Origin of the sequence: Psychrobacter sp. NZS113 (genome assembly GCF_015864825.1) — a bacterium.
Lineage (GTDB): Bacteria > Pseudomonadota > Gammaproteobacteria > Pseudomonadales > Moraxellaceae > Psychrobacter.
The window spans coordinates 228,311-247,471 of record NZ_JADYWL010000004.1; the positions used below are offsets into that span (position 1 = coordinate 228,311).

Here is a 19,161-nt window from a genome sequence, read left to right on the forward strand (position 1 = left end):
CATAATCTCGGCAATCATTCGAAAATCAGCATGGCTATATTATAAATTTTGGTAAATAGTGTAGCTGATTTGGTTTTTTTTGACTATGATTAGTCGTCATTATATGTAAAACACTCAAACTCTTGAGATCGCTATCATCAATTAGTGATTTTTTAGTCGTTTATTAACTGCTATACCTTGTTCAATAATGCGGCTACTAAGCTCAGTATCGCAATCCAATAGGCTCTGCAATCATAGGTGTGCCCTTGTTATATTCTCCGCTTTACCAAAGCATTCGCGTGATCTTATTTGGCGCTTTAGGCTTATCCAGCCTAGCTGTTAATGCTGCAATCAGCGATGCTGACACACAAAAAACTGCGCCGATCCTCACCGATAGTAGTACACGTTACATATCTAAAGCAGCGCCTAATGCTAATAGTAATGTCAATCAAACACATGACTATAGTGATATCAACTATCAAGCGAGTCAGAGTCCAAAGGCTACTACTGCAACCAAACAGTCGCAACAGGCAGCCGTTGCCACTAAATCTACTATTGATGACTCGACTTTAACCAACAGTATTGATGGTGATGATACGGATTTAGATGGTAGCACTTTAGATAACAGCTCTTTTGACGATAGCAAATTCAGTGATGACTCTATCGGTAATAATAGCTCTCTAGAAATCACTGCCATTAAAGATAGCGGCAATAAAGACAGCGATACTCAAGACAGTAACAATCCAGCTTTTGTACCAGCATTGGATGCTCAGAAAAACATTTCTGCCACACAAACTAATAATACAAGCACGCCTAAAACTGCAAAAAATACCAACAAGCTTGATTTGAGCGATGAAAGTATTCAAGACAGCTTAATGCGCTTGGCAGAGTTTTATGAACTAACACCCGATACTGAAGTTCCAGCAGCAGATAGCACGGTCGACACAACCAGCCCTCAAACCATTCCAAAAGTAGGTAAAGACTTACAGCTGCCAATACGTACTGTAGATAGCTCAGAACGCTGTGAAGGCCAATGGGTTTACCCAAAGAGCAACCCTAATTATCAGCGTGCTGTAAACGAGGCTGGAGCAACTAATAGCCTCGAAAATAACCGAGCACCTTTATTTACAGAGTCGGACTATGGTTATTACGATAGCGTTGACTACGCCGAGCTCTCGGGTAATGTCATTATTAATCAAGGCACTCAGCAAATAGCAGCAGAAAAAGTCTCGTTAGATTTGAGTAGTGGTGTGGCGGCAGCTCAAGGCAATGTCATGTTTACTGACCAAGCGACTGGGCAAAGCGTAACACGTGATGGCGCGCCAGATAATACATCCAATAGCCTTGTAGACAAGACAGCACAAAGTGGCCTAATCGGTGTGGCAGACAGCTTGGCTTACAATACCAATACCGGACAATCAACCGCTAACGATGTGGCTTTTGCGAGTGTCGGCCTACAAGCTCATGGCTATGCCAAGCGTTTGAACAGACCTAATGACAGTCAGTACGAATTAGACGAAGTGATGTTTAGTACCTGCCCACCCATGGATCGCAAGTGGCAATTTGATGCCAAAAGTATTGACTTAGATACAGAGACAGGTCGCGGTAAAGCCTATGATACAACCTTCCGTATCGCCGATGTTCCCGTCTTTTATTTGCCTTATTTTAACTTCCCTATAGACAGTCGTCGTAGTAGTGGCGTCTTATTACCGAACGTTGGTTTTGATAGTGAAAGTGGTCTAGAAATTGAGGTTCCTTATTACTTGAATTTGGCACCCAATTACGACGCCACACTCGATACGCATATTTATACTGATCGTAACCCAATGATATCAGGTGAGTTTCGCTATTTAACCGAAGACTATGGCAAAGGAACCTTAAACGGCTCATACCTGCCCAGTGATAACGAGTATGACGATGAAGACCGTAGTAGTCTTTTTTATGAGCATACGTGGGAATCCAAAAGTATTCCGCGTTTGAGTGGGGATCTCAAATACAGCTACGTATCAGATTCTGATTACTTAGATGATTTTGACACAATGGGTTTATCTGATAGCACCGTAAACTTGCCGAGACGCGCGCGACTTAACTACTATAATGATTATGTGACTGGTGAGCTGAAGGTTGAATCTTTTCAAACACTAGATGCAGTTGATAGCGATGGTGAGGAACTAGAAGATAAAGATCGACCTTATTCTCGCCTACCACAGTTGACATTGAACTACCGCATACCTACGAACAGTAACTTTGAAGTCACAGGTGTTAGTGATTCGGCGTACTTTAAAAAATCTATCGATGATGGCTCTGAAAACGAAAAAAGCGGCACACGTCTTTATAATAAAATTAGTGCCGCCTACCCAATTGAATCTTCATGGGGTTATATTAAGCCAAAACTCAGTCTGCAACATCTCTATACTGTGTATGATGAGGATAGCTTAGAAGACAATTCATTAAGTGAAGAAGATGGTAGTCAATCAGTGTTTGTACCACAAGCCAGTATTGATGCCGGATTAACTTTCTACCAAGCTGGCTCACCATTTGGCGCTTTTGACGATACGATGGGTGGCTATCAGTTGCTAAGTCCGCGATTGAAATATACATATGCGCCATACGAGGACCAAAATGATATTCCCAACTTTAATACTCGCATTGCCTCAGTTAATTATGAACAACTTTTTTCGGACAGTTGGTTTTTAGGGCATGACCGCTTGCAAGATTTGCATGCGATTACCCCTGGCGTTAACTATCGTTACATCGATGCAACGGGTGTGACACGTTTCGATGGTAGTATTGCAGAGCAGTTTTATATCGACGATGGTCGTGTAACACTGGTTGATGATGAACCAGTTTTTACTACCTCATCATCAGGTATAGCGTGGGACTCTAGCATTCAACCATATAATAACGTTTGGGTCGATGTTAACGGTGCATTGAAGCACAGTTACGATCTAAGCTATATCACTACTCAGCTACGCTATCAGCCAAATGAGAACAGTCTATTCAATGTTGGCTTGATTAAACGTCAAACTGATACGAATACCAACCAAGAAGAACTAGATGCAGTCACTGCATCTGCCGTGTTCCCTATCAATAATAAATGGCGTGTGATGACACAGCTCCAATACGATTATAGTGATAGTAAAATGCTTGATGCGCTCGTTGGTGTGGATTATGAAGACTGCTGCTTTGGCTTTGCCGTTTATGGTCGTCGTTACTATAATGACTTAGATATTACAGAAGAGCCAACACAAGCTATTATGGCCGAGATTAGACTCAGTGGTCTGGGCAGTGGTAAAAGTAGTTTGACAAGTTTACTCTCTGAAAAAGTACTCGGTTTTGAGCCTGTACAAACAGCGTGGAAAAATTAGTGGTTTAACCAATACATGAAATATACGCGACTAAGAAGCCAACTAAGCTTATACTCGCGTCATTATCTAATTACGTGATATTATTTATAACATTATGGGCAACACCATCCAGTATGTAATTATTAAAAACATAAAAGATAGTGCTGTCCAACTACCATCCGATGCGATGACATTGATGAGGAGCATCATGAGATTTTTTTCTGTACGTCAAACCAGCCGTGCTGTACTGTTTTCTATGGGTATGAGTGCAGGCCTTGTGCTTAGTCTCAATGCCCAAGCTGCCACCGTAAAACCTGCAGCGGCTAAAGCGACAACCAATGCTGAACAAAGCAACGTGAATCGCTTGACCCCAGCCAATAGCACAGACGGTATCATTGCATTGGTCAATGAAGATGCTATCTTAAAAAGTGAATTGGTTGCTGCTATTGCGCAAGCTCAAGCACGTGCTCAAGCTGCTGGTGAGCCAATTGACAACTCAGCACAGCTACAGTCTGAAGTGTTAAATGCACTTATTTTACGTGAGCTACAGCTGTCTATGATCAAGCGCTCAGGTCTAAAGCCTGATGATGCGGCTATCAATCAGCGCCTTGGTCAAATCGCACAAGCAGAAGGACTCGGTAGCATTGCAGCATTACAGCAACGCTTAGATGCAGCCAGACCTGGTAGCTACGCCGCTCTACGTGCTCAAATGATCGAAGATGCCTCTATTCAAACATTGCAGCAACGCCAAATCAGTAGTCGTGTCCGCATCAGCGAGCAAGATATTGATGCATTTTTGGCATCGCCTGAAGCCAAGCGTTTAAACCAAAGTGAATATCAAACAATCCATGTACGCGTGCCTTACATAGATGACTATAGCCGTCTATCCGAGGCTCAGCGTGCAGAAGCATTAAAGGTAGCGGAAGCGTTACGCACTCGCCTGCTCGTATCAAATGTTAATGTTACAGAAGCTGTTGCTGCTAGCCAAGGTAGCTATCCTATCCCGCTACAAGGTGGCGATATGGGCTTTCACAAAGCCGCCTCATTACCTACAGAGTTATCAAGCCAAATTACCAAGCTTGATGTCGGTGCTGTCAGTGAGCCATTAATTACTCCTGAAGGTATCGATATCATTAAGCTTGCTGATAAAAAAGCCAGTGATACCATGCTGATACCGCAGTGGCAAACTCGTCACATATTAGTTAAAGTTGATGAGCTCCAGACGGATGCGCTTGCTGAACAAAAAATCAATGACTTATATGAACAGTTACGTAGTGGTGCTGACTTTGCTGGTTTAGCATCGACCTACTCAGATGATCCAGGCTCAGCTGGTCGTGGTGGCGATCTTGACTGGGTCAGTGAAGAAGACATGGTCGGTCCGTTTGAAGCTGTCATGAAAAATACAGCAGTCGGTGATTACTCTGCTCCCTTCAAGACCCAGTTTGGCTGGCATATCTTAAAAATTGACGGTAAGCGTGATCAAGATGTTAGTGAGCAATATCGTCGCAGTATGGCACGTCAAGCATTGTACCAACGCCTAGCACCACAGGCTCAAGAAGACTGGCTACAAGAGTTACGTTCTAGCGCTTATATCCAAGTACTTGGATAAGCCACTGAATAGACTAATCACATAAATAGTCTTTGTGAAAAAGGGTACATGCCAATGCATGTACCCTTTTTATTTGTGCTTTAAAAACTATAAAAATCTAGGGCATGTCTTCAATTCACTCGATAGTTATCTAAATGGGTTAAAAATGGCATATGCTCTACCCCTGCTAATACTTTGCTAATATCAGATTTACTACCTCGAGATGTAGTGTAGACATCTTAATCTATTATTTTAATCATTAGATACATGCGCCAACTCTCTGAAAGCTAATTTTATACGGCTTAACTCTGTACAAATAAAGAAAAGCCCCGAACCTAGGGCGATTGGTTCGGGGCTTTAACGCTTCATGTTGTTGTTATTATCTCTTCCGTGTTGACTCATCCTAAGTCATGAACAGTAACCTATAAGACAGCGGGCTGACCTGAACTTTTATTGATACTGTCTCAACACTGCATCCTTGCATATCCTTGTGTTGATGGTCGTATTGTAGGGCAATCAGTTTAATACAACTAGAGGCTAAAGACCTTATTTGACGTAAGCATATGCTTACGTTTTCAGAGGAAGCTTAATAGCGCAATAAGCTATCAAACTAGTATCTGTTGACCCAAAACGCTTCATTCTTCTGCGTGTTCTTTTGATACCTTTTTACCTTCTTTTTTACCTTCTTTTTTACCTTCTTTTATTTTGTGATCTGTCTCTCTAATATCTTCTGCATCCTTAGTAGGCGCATTTTGCGCTTGTTGATTGGTTTTTTCCGGCTCATATTGTAGCGTTGTCATAACAGGAAAGTGGTCAGAGCCAACAGAAGGCATACGCTTAATATCTACGACAGTAAAGCAGGCGCTATGAAAGATATGATCCAACGCCCAGCGCAGAAATGGATAATTGACGTGGAAAGTATTGATAAAATGTCTGCCGATACGTGGGTCTAGTAGTCCAGATATACGCTGAAAACGTCGAGTCGTCTTTGACCATGCCACATCATTGAGATCACCTGCCAATATCGCTGTTTGGTTGTTCTCTTTTATGTGTTTTCCGACCATCAGTAACTCGGCGTCACGAGTGGTAGATTTATCTGCTTCGGTTGGACTAGGCGGCATAGGATGCAAGCAGTACAACCAAATGACGCGACCACTTTGTAGTCGCAGTTGTGCATGAATAGAAGGGATGTCATCTATCATCAAGTATTTGACTTCAGGATCAATCAGCTCAAGCTTAGAATAGAGATGCATACCGTATAAGTTATCTAATGGAACTTTTACGGTATAAGGATAATCTGATTCGATTTGGTGTAAGGCCCTTTCCCATTTTTTATCGCTTTCCAACGTAATCAAGATATCAGGCTGTTTTTGCTCGACTAAACCGACCAATTTCTGGGTGTCATCATTGGGTGTCAGTACATTTGAAACCATTATTTTCAGATGGTTCTCCTGCCCTTCTGGCTTGTCTTTTGCTTTCTCGACTTCTTTTTTCCACAGTCTGGTATAAGGCAGTATCATTCTCAGCTGAAACGCTAAAGTGATACTTAAGACTGAGAATAGCACCCACTGACTTAACTGCCATTCTGACCAAAACAGCAGCATGCCAATCCAAGCAATGGTACCTAACACCATGATTTGAATGCGTGGAAACTCAACACCGCGCACCCACCAATTATCAAGTGGTATCCAACCCCAAATCGTCACAAAGGCAATGAATCCTGCTAGCCCCTGTAGGCTGTAATATAGTAGTGAGAGATCCATAATGTGTATTAACCGTCTATTAAGATGATGACTGAAGAAATGGCCCTGCTCATGACTTATTCGATGACGAAATCTTGCACGGCTTGGTCTGAATTGACGTTAGCTTCTTACCTTAGCATTTCGTAATATTATAGACTACTAATGAGTAGTTATTATGCGACAACTATCATAAAACATATACAATATTTACCCGCTCATAATAACAACTATCATGTGAGTTTTTTGATAGTCGTGATTTCTAGGTATTATTAGGGTCTGTCTAAGGCTTAGTAAGTATTTCCATTATTCTAATAACTTAAAGTTATAACGAACATAGTTAATAGTATATAGAAAACTACTAAAACGCCTTGCTTTTTAGCGCTATTCACGGCATTGTTATCGGTTGGTGATGCAAAAAATAATTGTAAATAGGATTGGATTTCATGAGTAATTTAACAGTAGGTTTGGTAGGCTGGCGCGGTATGGTTGGGTCAGTATTGATACAACGTATGCAAGAAGAAAATGACTTCAATGGCATCACACCTGTGTTCTTTTCAACCAGCAATGCAGGCGGAGATGCGCCGAGCTTTGAGGGTATTGAAACCAGCCAATTAAAAGATGCTCATGATATTGACGCACTTGCTGCTTGTGATGTCGTTATTACTTGCCAAGGTGGTGATTACACGTCAAAGGTACATCAACCATTACGTGATGGCGGTTGGGAGGGTTATTGGATCGATGCGGCAAGCACTTTACGTATGAAAGATGACAGCATCATCATTCTTGATCCGGTCAACCGCAATGTCATTGATAGCGCTCTAGCCAATGGCAAAAAAGACTTCATCGGTGGTAACTGTACCGTGTCATTGATGCTGATGGCTATCGGTGAGTTGTTTAATAGAGGCTGGGTCGAATGGGTCAGCGCCATGACTTATCAGGCCGCTAGTGGCTCTGGTGCTAATAACATGCGCGAGCTCATCAGTGGTATGGGCGTATTACATGATGCGGTCAAAGACGAGTTAGCTGATCCTGCTAGCGCGATTCTTGAGATCGATAAAAAAATCGCTCAGACTCAGCGCTCGAATGACTTCCCTACTCAGTACTTTGGTGTGCCTTTGGCTGGTAGCTTAATCCCATATATTGATGTTCAACTAGAGAACAAACAGTCAAAAGAAGAATGGAAAGGTGGTGTTGAAACCAACAAAATCCTTGGTAATTCTGAAGCTGATAAGATTGCTATCGACGGTATGTGTGTACGCGTCGGTGCGATGCGCTGTCATGCACAAGGCTTAACTATCAAACTCAAAAAAGACATTCCACTAGAAGAGATCGAAGCAGCTCTGAAAAATAGCGGTAACGAATGGTTGGACTTGGTTGAAGACGACAAAGAAGCCACCATGAACCGCTTAACGCCAGTAGCTGTCACTGGTACTTTGACTGTTGCGTTAGGTCGTTTGCGCAAGCTCAATATGGGTCCTGAGTATCTAGGTGCATTTACTGTCGGTGACCAACTGCTATGGGGCGCAGCTGAACCATTACGCCGTATGCTCAATATCATCCGCGAGCAAAAAAACTAGACAAGCTAACTCAAACATTGCGTAAAAAAAAGACAGCGATTGCTGTCTTTTTTTATGGGCCTAATTTTTATGAACTTTGCCCATTGCACCGAATTTAAGAATAGTCAAAGCAGATAAATAACGTATTTATAAAAACCAACGCTTATTTTGCGACTACTATTTTGACTCGTAGGCAATCATGACCTCATTGCGGCGCAAAAATGGGAGCGTCCAAGGTGGGTTATAACGTGCCAATTCAGGCTCACCTGTAGGCGTCAGATTCTGGTCTTGCATCCATGTTTGCAACGCTGCGGTTTTTTCCGCTACTTTGTCTTCTCCTGCGAGCCAAGAGAATTTAATGACACCATAAGTCTGTGCAGGCACTTCAATAATCTCAACATTTGGATTATTAGGCTTTGGCAGTGTTTGCATAGTGTATTGACTAGGCATAGTGAACTGCACGCGCCATTTACCATTCTCTTGCTGCATGCTTACTGGTGCTGTCATTGCAATTTTTTGTGATTCATTACCGGCTTCAGACTGCATCGTGACAGGCGCTGTCATGCTAATTTTACTACTGCCGCCTGTTGGCGCTGTATTGTTGCCAAAGATATAATCGGCTAATGTCTTAAACCCTGCGCGACTGGCGGCGTCTTGGTCACCACTCACCCACGTTTGCGCCACGAGCTGCTCATCATAACGACGCAGCTCAAAATCGCCTGATTGCGACAGTACCGTGTAATCAGGCTCTTCTGTCTCAGCGGCCATCGCTCCTTTTGATATCAATAATAATCCGCCCATTAATAATAAATAACCTGTCTTTTTCATACTATTTTCCTATTTTCTTAAAATAACTCTGTTTCTTAAAATAACTCTGTTTCTTCAAATAAGTCCGATGACTTTGGCTGCCTCGCCTGTATGATTTATACTTTATCAATGACGCCACTTGCTGTCTGTGTCTTTTGGGGTGCTATCTGTGTTTTTTGGTTATGACAAAGCGATATTGAACAAAGTGTGTATCGAGCGTATATCGATGACACCCAATATCTATAGTTAAAGAACGCTAAAACGGGTATAAGGCCGTCGACTGAAAATTGTACAAGTAGTACATTTAGGTAGAGTAACACCGTAGCAGTTCAGTGATTCTCTGACTATATGTCCAAAAAAACCGCTAACAATGCTATAATTATCGCCATTTTCATAGCGTAAATAGTGATAATCATATGCAATTTGTCTTACATAAAACAGCCATCGGCGAAACGCGTGCGCGCCGTGGTACAGTTCATCTCAATCATGGCGACGTGCAAACGCCTGCTTTTATGCCTGTTGGTACTTATGGTACGGTCAAAGGTATGCTGCCACGTGATATCGAGGCCATCGGTGCGGATATTATTTTGGGCAATACCTTTCACCTATGGTTGCGTCCAGGTACCGAAGTGATTGATAAGTTTGGCGGCTTGCATAAGTTTATGCATTGGGACAAACCTATCCTGACTGATTCAGGTGGTTTCCAAGTATTCAGTCTAGGTGCCATGCGTAAAATCACCGAAGAAGGTGTCGACTTCAAATCTCCTATCGATGGTGCCAAGGTATTTCTGTCTCCAGAAAAATCGATGCAAATTCAGTACAGCTTAAACTCAGATATCGTCATGCAGTTCGATGAGTGTACGCCTTATCCAGCCACTCATGACGAAGCCAAAAAGTCTTTAGAGCTATCATTACGTTGGGGACAACGCTGTGTGGATGAGCACAACAGACTGGGCAGTACCAATGCCTTATTTGGTATCGTACAAGGCAGCATGTATCCTGATTTGCGTCAGCAATCACTTGAAGGTCTGCTAAATATTGGCTTTGATGGTTATGCTATTGGCGGTCTGTCTGTTGGTGAGCCAAAAGATGAGATGATGGATGTCCTAGACTACCTTCCTGATGATATGCCAGCAGATAAGCCGCGCTACCTGATGGGTGTTGGTAAGCCTGAGGATTTGGTTGAAGGTGTACGCCGCGGCGTCGATATGTTTGACTGTGTCATGCCCACCCGTAACGCGCGTAACGGTCACTATTTTGTCACAGGCGATACAGACAATGCTGGTGTGGTACGTATCCGTAATAGCCAGTATCGCAACGATGAAGGCCCATTAGACCCTGAATGCGACTGCTACACCTGCCAGAACTTTAGCCGAGCTTATCTTTACCATTTGAATAAATGCAAAGAGATGTTGGGTGCTCAGCTAGCAACCATTCATAACCTACGTTATTACCAACGTTTGATGCAGGGTATTAGAGATGCTATTGAACAAGACAAGTTTGATGAGTTTGTCATTGAGTTTTATACCAAACGTGGTCAAACGGTTCCTGAGTTAAATTTACGCTAACATTCATTAGCATTTTAATTTGAATAAAAAAAGGGCTTAAGAATTATCTTAAGCCCTTTTTCTATCTATTACTTTTAATACAGAACAATCAAATGCTGTGCCTAATCCTTACGAGATTAGTGCATTAACAAATACGACCACGACTGCAATTGGGGCAACAAATTTAGCAACGATTTGCCAAATCTGAAACGCGCCATTAGACAATCCAAGCTCTTGTTGAATACTACGCTGATCCATTCTCCAAGCAAGGAATATAATCGCTGCAAGACCTGTTAAAGGTAGAATGAATTTACTAGTCAGTTTATCCAAAGCATCAAAGATGTTGTTATCCAAGATAGTAACGTCAGACCATAGATTGAACGATAGTAATGCTGCAATACCTAACAACCAAATTATAGTGCTCGAAACGATCGTCGCTACGGTACGGCTCATAGAGGTACGCTCTTCTAAAAACTCAACCGTTGGCTCAAGTAATGAGATTGCTGATGTAACAGCAGCAAAGGTAATAAGTAAGAAGAACAATGTACCAATAATCGTACCGGCACCCATGCTACCAAAAGCAATTGGCAAACTGACAAAAATCAAACCAGGACCTGAAGCAGGATCTAGGCCATTACTAAAGATAATTGGGAAAATAGCTAGACCAGCAGCCAAAGCAATCACAGTATCTAGAATAACAACCATACGCGCCGTCTTAAGCAAGTTCACTTCACGACCCAAATACGAGCCATAAGCGACCATAATACCCATACCAATTGATAGTGTGAAAAAAGCATGACCCAATGCGGCAATCATAACATCTTCGGTAAGCTTGCTTAAATCAGGAGTAAACAGATAAGCCACTGCCTCACCAAAGCCACCATTCATGACGTTGTAGCCAACGATAACGAATAAAATCACACCTAATAACGGCATTAAAATCTTAGCGGTTCTTTCAATCCCGCTCGTTACACCAATACCAACGATAACAGCGGTAAAGATCATAAATACCGTGTGCCATATCGTTAATGTACCAGCAGACGCTAACATAGCATCAAATGTGGCACCGACAGCATCGCTATCTTGTCCAACAAACTGACCTGTCGCTATTTTAGTCACATAGTTGAGTGCCCAACCACCGATGACACTATAGAACGATAGAATTAAGAAGCCACCCAAAATACCTGAAGCCCCAATAATTCCCCAACTGCGTGACTTGCCTTCACTGGCAGCAACATCAACAAAGGTATTAACTGGGTTCTTTTGTCCGCGGCGACCAATCAGCCATTCAGCAACCAAGATTGGGAAACCGACCAGCGCGATACAGAATAAATAAGCAATAACGAAAGCTGAACCACCACTTTCACCTACCATATATGGAAATTTCCATATATTTCCCAAACCAACTGCTGAACCTACTGCTGCCAACACGAAGCCAAAACTTGAGCTCCACTGTGCATGTTCTTGTTTATTGATAGACATTTTTTCCATCCTCGTGCTTCAATTAATGTCACTGATAATCTTCCTTGATTATCATAAAAGCCATTCACAATAGTAGGCTATTTAATAAGCGCATCAATGCGAAACGCCCAGTAACATTAAGAAAGAATTGATTACAATACCGTAAACGCTCAGTTTCTGCTAAGCGACCAAAAAAGTCAAGTACTCACAAACATAAAAAGCCATAACTAATAGTTATGACTTTCAGGGTTTTCTCTAAAGTTAACAAGCGTTTTTTCGATTAGAAGACTTGTAATATTAATAACTTTTAGCGCATTTTATCCTACTTTTAACGTACCACGCCGCGACGGCTTTTCTGTAATGAGTCAATGAGCAGTTGAATTTTTGGCTCTTGTGGCAACAGCTCATTATTCAAAACTTCTAGCGCTTTTACGGTCGTCAAACCCGATCTGAAAATTGTACGATAGGCTTCGCGTAAAAAATTGATGGTCTCTTTTGACCAACCTTTACGGCGCATACCTTCGATGTTCAAACCATGCGCTTTTGCCGGATTACCAGATACCATCGTAAAGGCAGCCACGTCTTTTAGAATTAAACTCGCCCCACCAATCAAACTATAGTCGTCAACCGTACAGAACTGATGAATGCCTGAGTTACCACCGATGATCGTATGATCGCCAATCGTGACATGCCCTGCCACACCGACATTATTAGCCAGCACATTGTGATCGCCAATCACACAGTCATGAGCCACATGCGTATTGACCATCAGCAGATTATGGCTGCCAATTTTGGTCAGCTCACCATCTTGTGCTGTACCACGATGTAAGCTACAAGCCTCACGAATGGTATTATGATCGCCAATCTCGAGCCATGTACGTTCACCAGCATATTTCAAATCTTGTGGATCTTCACCAATGCTCGCAAACTGATAAATCTGATTGTGCTGACCAATACGAGTCAACTTAGTGACAACTACATGTCGATGCAAAACGGTATGTGCACCGATGGTTACCTCGTCACCGACGATACAATATGGACCAATAGTGGCAGTCTCATCAATCTGAGCGGACGGTGAGATGAGTGCTGTTGAATGGATCTGACTCATAATGTGGGCCTTTGTATCATCTGATGCGAGTAAATGGTAAAAATACAGCCACTCTAGCGTTGTTTAAAAAACTAAAAATGGCTCTGCTATTATATAAAATATTCAACGGTCTTTCTGATCGTCCATTTTAACATAGCTATTTAGATGCTATGGCTCACTATGGACATTATCGTTTTCAGTCAATGCTATTGCTCTTGACGAGCAATCATTATTTGAGCGCTAGCAGCCAGCTCATCGTCGACATGCACAGTACAGTCGAACTTATAAATGCCACGCTTTTGCATCACGGTTTTAGCACGAATAGTCAGCTGATCACCAGGGATAACACGGCGCTTAAAACGAACCTTGTCTACGCCTGCAAACAGATATAGATAACCATCTTCTGCCGTGAGCCCCGCACTAATGAATCCAAGAACGCCTGAGACTTGAGCCATGCACTCTACCATTAATACCCCTGGCATAATCGGCTCATCAGGAAAATGCCCATTAAAGAATTCTTCATTAATCGTCACGTTCTTCACACCAGTAATGCATTCTCCAGGGGTACAATCAATAATTTTGTCCACTAGAAGAAAAGGATAACGGTGTGGCAAATAATGCTTAAGCGTGTGATAAGTTAATGGTAACTTAAGACCTTGCTCATCTAAACTTTTAATATTGTCATCATTTAAAATATTTATATCTTGGCTGCTCATAATGGCGCTTCCTTGCTATGTTTTGAATCTTTATGATTTGTTTGTAATTGCGCTAATCATGACCAAGCTGACGAAAACGTACCGCAGCACGTCGCCAGTTAGCCGTCGGCATTGCAGCCGTTCCAGAGGAATATGAACCAGCAGTTTTAATCGATTTGGTTACCATCGTCATGCCAGACAAAGTCACATCATCTGTGATCTCAATATGACCAGTAATACCAACAGCACCACCAATGATGCAACGCTTACCAATACTAGTACTGCCAGCGATGGCTGTTTGTGAAGCGATAGCGGTACCATCACCAATTCTTACGTTATGGGCGACTTGTACTAGGTTATCAATAATAACATGATTGCCGATAACCGTATCATCGATGGCACCACGATCAATACAAGTTTGACTACCGACTCGCACATGGTCACCGATTATCACACGTCCTAGCTGAGCGATACGCTCCCAGCCTGTATTGCTAGGATTGCTGGTTGGTGCAAACCCAAAACCTTCTGAGCCAACACTCGCGCCTGCATGCAATCTAACATGATTACCAATAATGCAATCATGCCCAATGACCACGTGTGGTTTGATAACGCAATCAGTGCCTACCGTAGTATTTGCCTCAACGACCACATGAGCAGCCAGTGAACTGCGCTCACCAATATGCACATAGTCACCAATTACACAAAAAGGACCGATACTAACCTGGTCACCAATCACAGCGCTATCAGCAATTACAGCGCTTGGATGAATACCATTAGGCAATGACTCTTGAGCAAACAGCTGACTGGTACTCGCGTAGGCCAAATAAGGACTTGCAACCACTAATGCTATGGCTGTCGATGGCACTTGATCACGAAGCTCAGCCGTAACCAGCACTACTCCTGCCTGCGTGCTCGCAAGACTAGAGACATAGCGAGCATTAGCCAAAAAACTCAACTGCTGCTGATCGGCAGTAGTCAGACTACCAACGCTATTAAACTCTCGGCGTAGTTGTTGAGCGTTTATATCAGACTTGTTGGTAACAGGCTGACGCTGCTCAATACGAGTGACAATTTGCTCTATCGTTATCATAGGTAATATTAACGTTATTATGAATAAGTCAGTCGCCAAGCTGAAAAACATCTTGGCGACCTATTTATATCTGACTGATACGTCAGTATTCCACTAATTTTTTGTCATTAATGAAACGAGAACAGCTGGTCGTACTTGGTTAGAACGTACTACCAATCTGGAACTGAACTGCTTCAGTCTCGTCGCCATCTTTGTCACCGATAGGCACAGCATAACTCAATGAAATCGGTCCAATTGGCGTGTACCAAGTTATCCCAGCACCCGCGCTATAGCGTAAGTCATTGTCTTGCGTGATCAGTGATACACCCGTATCGCCATAGGTTTCATCTTCTTTGCCAGTGGTATCAAAGACTTGACCGCCCTCAGCAAACAACACTGGACGTACTTGATCTGCCCAATCCCCTTTAAACGGCATTGGCAGAATCAGCTCAGCACCAAATGTAGCCAATGCATTACCACCGACCTCTTCATCTGTACCGTCTGTACCATTAATCACATCGTAATATGTTTCCGATGTTGGTCCAAGCGTTGAAGACTCATAGCCACGTACCGAACCATAACCACCAGCATAGAAGTTTTCATAGAAAGGCAAGTCATTACCATAACCAAGCTTGGTATAGCCACGTGCGATAAAGTCTTTGTAAACAGGATAATAAACATTACCGCTATAGGTTAACTTTTGATAACTAGCATCACCAACACCAATCGTTGCATCAATTGCATGGCTCATACCTTTCGTTGGAAAAACAGGACGATCTAGCGTGCTGTAATCCCAACCTAATAGTAAGTTATAAGTCGTATAGTCGTTTTTAAAACTGGCATCGCTTAAATCATCATCATCATAGTATGTTACCGTTCCACCATCATCTAACAGCTCTTGAGCGTTAGATATCCCAAGATAACTACCACCACGTACGGTCGTATTGTCGATATTCAAACCTGCACTAATACGCTTAGTTTCATCAATTGGATAGCTGTACGTTAGCGTAGAACCAAGAGAGTCGGTCACATAGTTACTGACGTTATCATCGTCGTATTTGGTCTTGCGATAATAAGCACTAAGACCTTGCGACACGCCATTTTCTGTAAAGTATGGGTCGGTATATCCTAGGCTATAAGAGTCATAAGTCTCTGAGCGTGATAATGCCGCTTTAAGACGGTTACCAGTACCCATAAAGTTGTTTTGGGTCAAGTCTAACTGAAATGTTACACCGCCACTTTGTGAGTAACCCGCCGCAATGGTTGAGCTACCAGAAGGCTGCTCTTCAACTACATAGTTCACATCAACTTGGTCTGGCTGGTTAGGCACAGGTTTGACATCGACCGTCACGTTTTTAAAGAAACCAGTACGCATTAAGCGCGTACGTGACAGCTGAATCTTGTCATTAGAAGACAGCGTGCCTTCTAACTGACGCATTTCTCGGCGTAGTACTTCATCTTGGGTTTTAATATTACCCGTAAAGTTGATACGACGCACATAGATAGGACGTGCAGGGTCGATAAAATAATCAATATCGACTACTTTAGTCTCATCATTGATACGTGGAACTGGTCTGACCTGTGCTAGATAATAACCTTTATTGCCATAACTGCTCTTGAGTGCTGCGGTAGTAGCATCTAGCTTAGCCTGTGAGTATGTTTCATCAGGCGCAAAAGTAACCATTTCTTTGAGTTCAGCATTATCAAAAGTCGGCTTGCCTAAGAAGTTGACTTCGCCAAACTGGTACTGTTCGCCTTCGTTAAGGCTTACCTCAATAAAGATACTGTTTTTATCTTCACTGATATTCAGTACAGCATTGTCTACTGCAAAACGCACATAACCATCATTTTGATAAAGCGCTTTCAAACTCTCTAGGCTTGCCGCTAGTTTCTCTTGAGCATAACGGTCAGATTTAGACAACAAACGCGTCCAAGAAGATTCTTTTAGTGCGAACACATTTTTGATGTCTTCATCACTAAAGTGCTTGTTACCAATGATATTGATATCAACCACTTTAGCAGCATCGCCTTCGACGAAACGTACATCTAGCTTGACACGATTACCATCTAGGACAGTTTGGTCTACTTCAATATTACTATTGTAATAACCCTGACTGATATATTGCTGCTGTAGCTCATTGGCTACGCCTTGTAGTGTGGCTTGTTTTAAAACCTCACCTGCAGTTAATCCAGCATTCTTTAACCCTTGCTCTAGCCCTTCTTTTGGAATGAGCTTATTGCCTTCAAAATTTACTTCAGCAATGATCGGACGCTCAATCACATCATATCGTAGCTGACCGCCTTCGACACGACTTTGAATGTCAGCAAAATTTTCAGTAGCATATAACGACTTAATACTAGCCGCTAAACTGCTATCAGTCACTGTATCCCCTACCGTAATAGGCAGAACCGGATAGAGGCTATCGGGGGTTAGGCGTTGTAGACCATTGAAACCGATATCAGTGACTACAAAATCTGCAGCATGTACCGGCATACTCATCATTGTTACAACTAACGGCAACCCTGCCGCGCTCATAAATAAAGGCGTACGCATAAACACTATCCGTCAATAAAAAACTTGCTTAAGTTAAGTTAAAAAGTTCATATTGTCTAACCCATTGCATATGGAATTTTCAACTCATACGTGGGAGACTCAGAACACTTTATATAAAATGCATCACAAAATAAACTAAAAATTACGTTTAGTACAGAGACTATGACACAAAGCTCTCACACCTATCGTAACGATAATCAGACTACGATAGGCTTAAAGCCATTAGTACATAATGCCTTATCATTTATATTAGCTATCATTTAATCAAAATAGCCGACTTATATCATTACCAATTGCTAACACCATGAAACCTGCCAGCAAGAGTAAACCGATATTCAGACCAACCATTTGCACACCTTCAGAGAGTGGCTTACCGCGAATCAGCTCAATGAAGTGATAAACGATATGACCACCATCCAATACAGGAATGGGCAAAAGATTCAATACAGCAAGACTCAAACTAATCAAAGCCGCAGTAGACAATACCATCTGCCAACTGATATCAAAGCTCTGTTTGGCAACTTTGGCAATCGTGATAGGACCTGATAAATTATCCAACCCAATCATGCCCGACAGCATCTTCCCCATTGAGCTAACCGTCATTACTGCTAACTGCTCGGTCTTCTCAAATGATTTTACTAACGACTCGCCAGGACCGTAAACGACTGTGGTTTTATATGCATCAGGAACCACAATCTCAGACTGTACCACCATAGCACCAATTTGGCCATAATCGTTACCTAAGTTATCTTTTTTACCTTGCGGCATAATCTGCAATTGCAAAGATTTTTCGTCACGTAGGACGGTAAAATTAAGCAGCGTTTCAGGACTATCGCGGATGATACGGGTAGCACTGATCCAGTCTTTGATTTCTGTATCATTGATAGCCGTAATGCGATCACCTACTTTTAGCCCCTGCCGACTGGCAGCACCATCAGCGCTTAAATCACCCACTATCGGAGCAATATCTGGTTGCCATGGCAGCATGCCAAAGCTGGTCAATGCGTCTTTACCTTGTGCGGCGCCTTGCATAAATTGCTGCACGGGTGCTTGATACGTTTTGGCAGAGTTATCAGTCTGGATGTCTGATTGCACCGTGATACTCACATCATCTGTCTCGCCCATACGTCCAGCCAGACGATAATTGATGCCTTCCCACGTTTGCACGTCATGACCATCAATCGCCACAATTTTACCACCAACGGGTAGCTGTGCCATAGCAGCAGGCGTATCAGGCAATACGCTGCCAATTTTAGTCGCTAGCTGCTCTGATGGGGTCATAAACAGTACCCAAAACAGGGCGATAGCAATAACAAAATTCATGATAGGGCCAGCAGCGGCAATCGCGATCTTCTTTAGCGGATGCTGATGATTAAACGCCAAATGTTGCTCATCTTTGGCCACCTCACCTTCACGCTCGTCGAGCATTTTGACATAACCACCCAGTGGTAATGCCGAAATACGATAATCGATACCGCTTTTTTTGCTGGTCCAACCAAAGAGCTTGGGCCCAAAACCAATAGAGTAAGTCAACACCTTAACGCCGCACATACGTGCCACGATATAGTGACCCCACTCATGCAAAGCAATGAGCGGACCTAAGACAAATATTGCTGCAAGGAGCGTTAATAAAAACGTCATGATCTTTTCTCAGTATGATTTCTTAGCATCTTTTATCAACATCTTTGCTAGGGTCTGCTATAAATCGTCTTTTGACTAAAAGCTTTTT

Annotated in this window: 12 protein-coding genes; 4 read left to right on the forward strand and 8 right to left on the reverse strand. The window is 42.5% G+C overall.

All coding sequences use genetic code 11. The features are described 5' to 3' along the window. The first annotated feature begins 239 nt into the window (after window positions 1-239). Complete coding sequence (gene lptD / locus I6E61_RS07745) at window positions 240-3,347, forward strand: LPS assembly protein LptD (RefSeq protein WP_320158578.1); 3,108 nt, start codon at window positions 240-242, stop codon at window positions 3,345-3,347. Window positions 3,348-3,534: 187 nt separating this feature from the next. Continuing rightward, on the forward strand, window positions 3,535-4,935 hold the full coding sequence (locus I6E61_RS07750) for a peptidylprolyl isomerase (RefSeq protein ID WP_197132665.1): 1,401 nt from the start codon (window positions 3,535-3,537) through the stop codon (window positions 4,933-4,935). 614 nt (window positions 4,936-5,549) lie between these two features. On the opposite strand, the gene I6E61_RS07755 is transcribed toward I6E61_RS07750, so the two are convergent. Continuing rightward, entirely contained in the window at window positions 5,550-6,677 is a 1,128-nt protein-coding gene (locus I6E61_RS07755; protein ID WP_197132668.1) for an endonuclease/exonuclease/phosphatase family protein, read from the reverse strand. Window positions 6,678-7,099: 422 nt separating this feature from the next. Here I6E61_RS07755 and asd point away from each other — a divergent pair, with 422 nt between their 5' ends. Further along, a complete protein-coding gene (gene asd, locus I6E61_RS07760) occupies window positions 7,100-8,233 on the forward strand; it encodes an aspartate-semialdehyde dehydrogenase (RefSeq protein ID WP_197132671.1) in 1,134 nt (377 codons plus the stop codon). Between the two features lie 156 nt (window positions 8,234-8,389). On the opposite strand, the gene I6E61_RS07765 is transcribed toward asd, so the two are convergent. Beyond that, window positions 8,390-9,040, reverse strand: coding sequence for a heme-binding protein (locus I6E61_RS07765; protein WP_197132674.1), 651 nt, complete (start codon window positions 9,038-9,040; stop codon window positions 8,390-8,392). 395 nt (window positions 9,041-9,435) lie between these two features. On the opposite strand from I6E61_RS07765, the gene tgt reads away from it, so the two are divergent. Continuing rightward, entirely contained in the window at window positions 9,436-10,587 is a 1,152-nt protein-coding gene (gene tgt, locus I6E61_RS07770; RefSeq protein WP_197132677.1) for a tRNA guanosine(34) transglycosylase Tgt, read from the forward strand. 108 nt (window positions 10,588-10,695) lie between these two features. Here tgt and I6E61_RS07775 read toward each other — a convergent pair whose 3' ends face one another. The 6 genes from I6E61_RS07775 to rseP form a co-directional block, all read right to left on the reverse strand. Then, entirely contained in the window at window positions 10,696-12,048 is a 1,353-nt protein-coding gene (locus I6E61_RS07775) for a sodium-dependent transporter (RefSeq protein WP_197132680.1), read from the reverse strand. Window positions 12,049-12,355: 307 nt separating this feature from the next. Further along, window positions 12,356-13,135 carry an acyl-ACP--UDP-N-acetylglucosamine O-acyltransferase gene (gene lpxA / locus I6E61_RS07780; RefSeq protein WP_197132683.1) on the reverse strand — a complete coding sequence of 260 codons (780 nt, stop codon included), beginning with the start codon at window positions 13,133-13,135 and terminating at the stop codon, window positions 12,356-12,358. Between the two features lie 185 nt (window positions 13,136-13,320). Next, complete coding sequence (gene fabZ / locus I6E61_RS07785) at window positions 13,321-13,830, reverse strand: 3-hydroxyacyl-ACP dehydratase FabZ (protein ID WP_110922367.1); 510 nt, start codon at window positions 13,828-13,830, stop codon at window positions 13,321-13,323. Window positions 13,831-13,882: 52 nt separating this feature from the next. Further along, window positions 13,883-14,899 carry a UDP-3-O-(3-hydroxymyristoyl)glucosamine N-acyltransferase gene (lpxD, locus tag I6E61_RS07790; protein WP_197132686.1) on the reverse strand — a complete coding sequence of 339 codons (1,017 nt, stop codon included), beginning with the start codon at window positions 14,897-14,899 and terminating at the stop codon, window positions 13,883-13,885. A 139-nt stretch (window positions 14,900-15,038) separates the two neighbouring features. After that, on the reverse strand, window positions 15,039-17,432 hold the full coding sequence (gene bamA, locus I6E61_RS07795; protein WP_197132689.1) for an outer membrane protein assembly factor BamA: 2,394 nt from the start codon (window positions 17,430-17,432) through the stop codon (window positions 15,039-15,041). A gap of 264 nt (window positions 17,433-17,696) precedes the next feature. Then, window positions 17,697-19,073, reverse strand: a complete 1,377-nt coding sequence (gene rseP / locus I6E61_RS07800; protein WP_197132692.1) for an RIP metalloprotease RseP — start codon at window positions 19,071-19,073, stop codon at window positions 17,697-17,699. Window positions 19,074-19,161 lie beyond the last annotated feature (88 nt).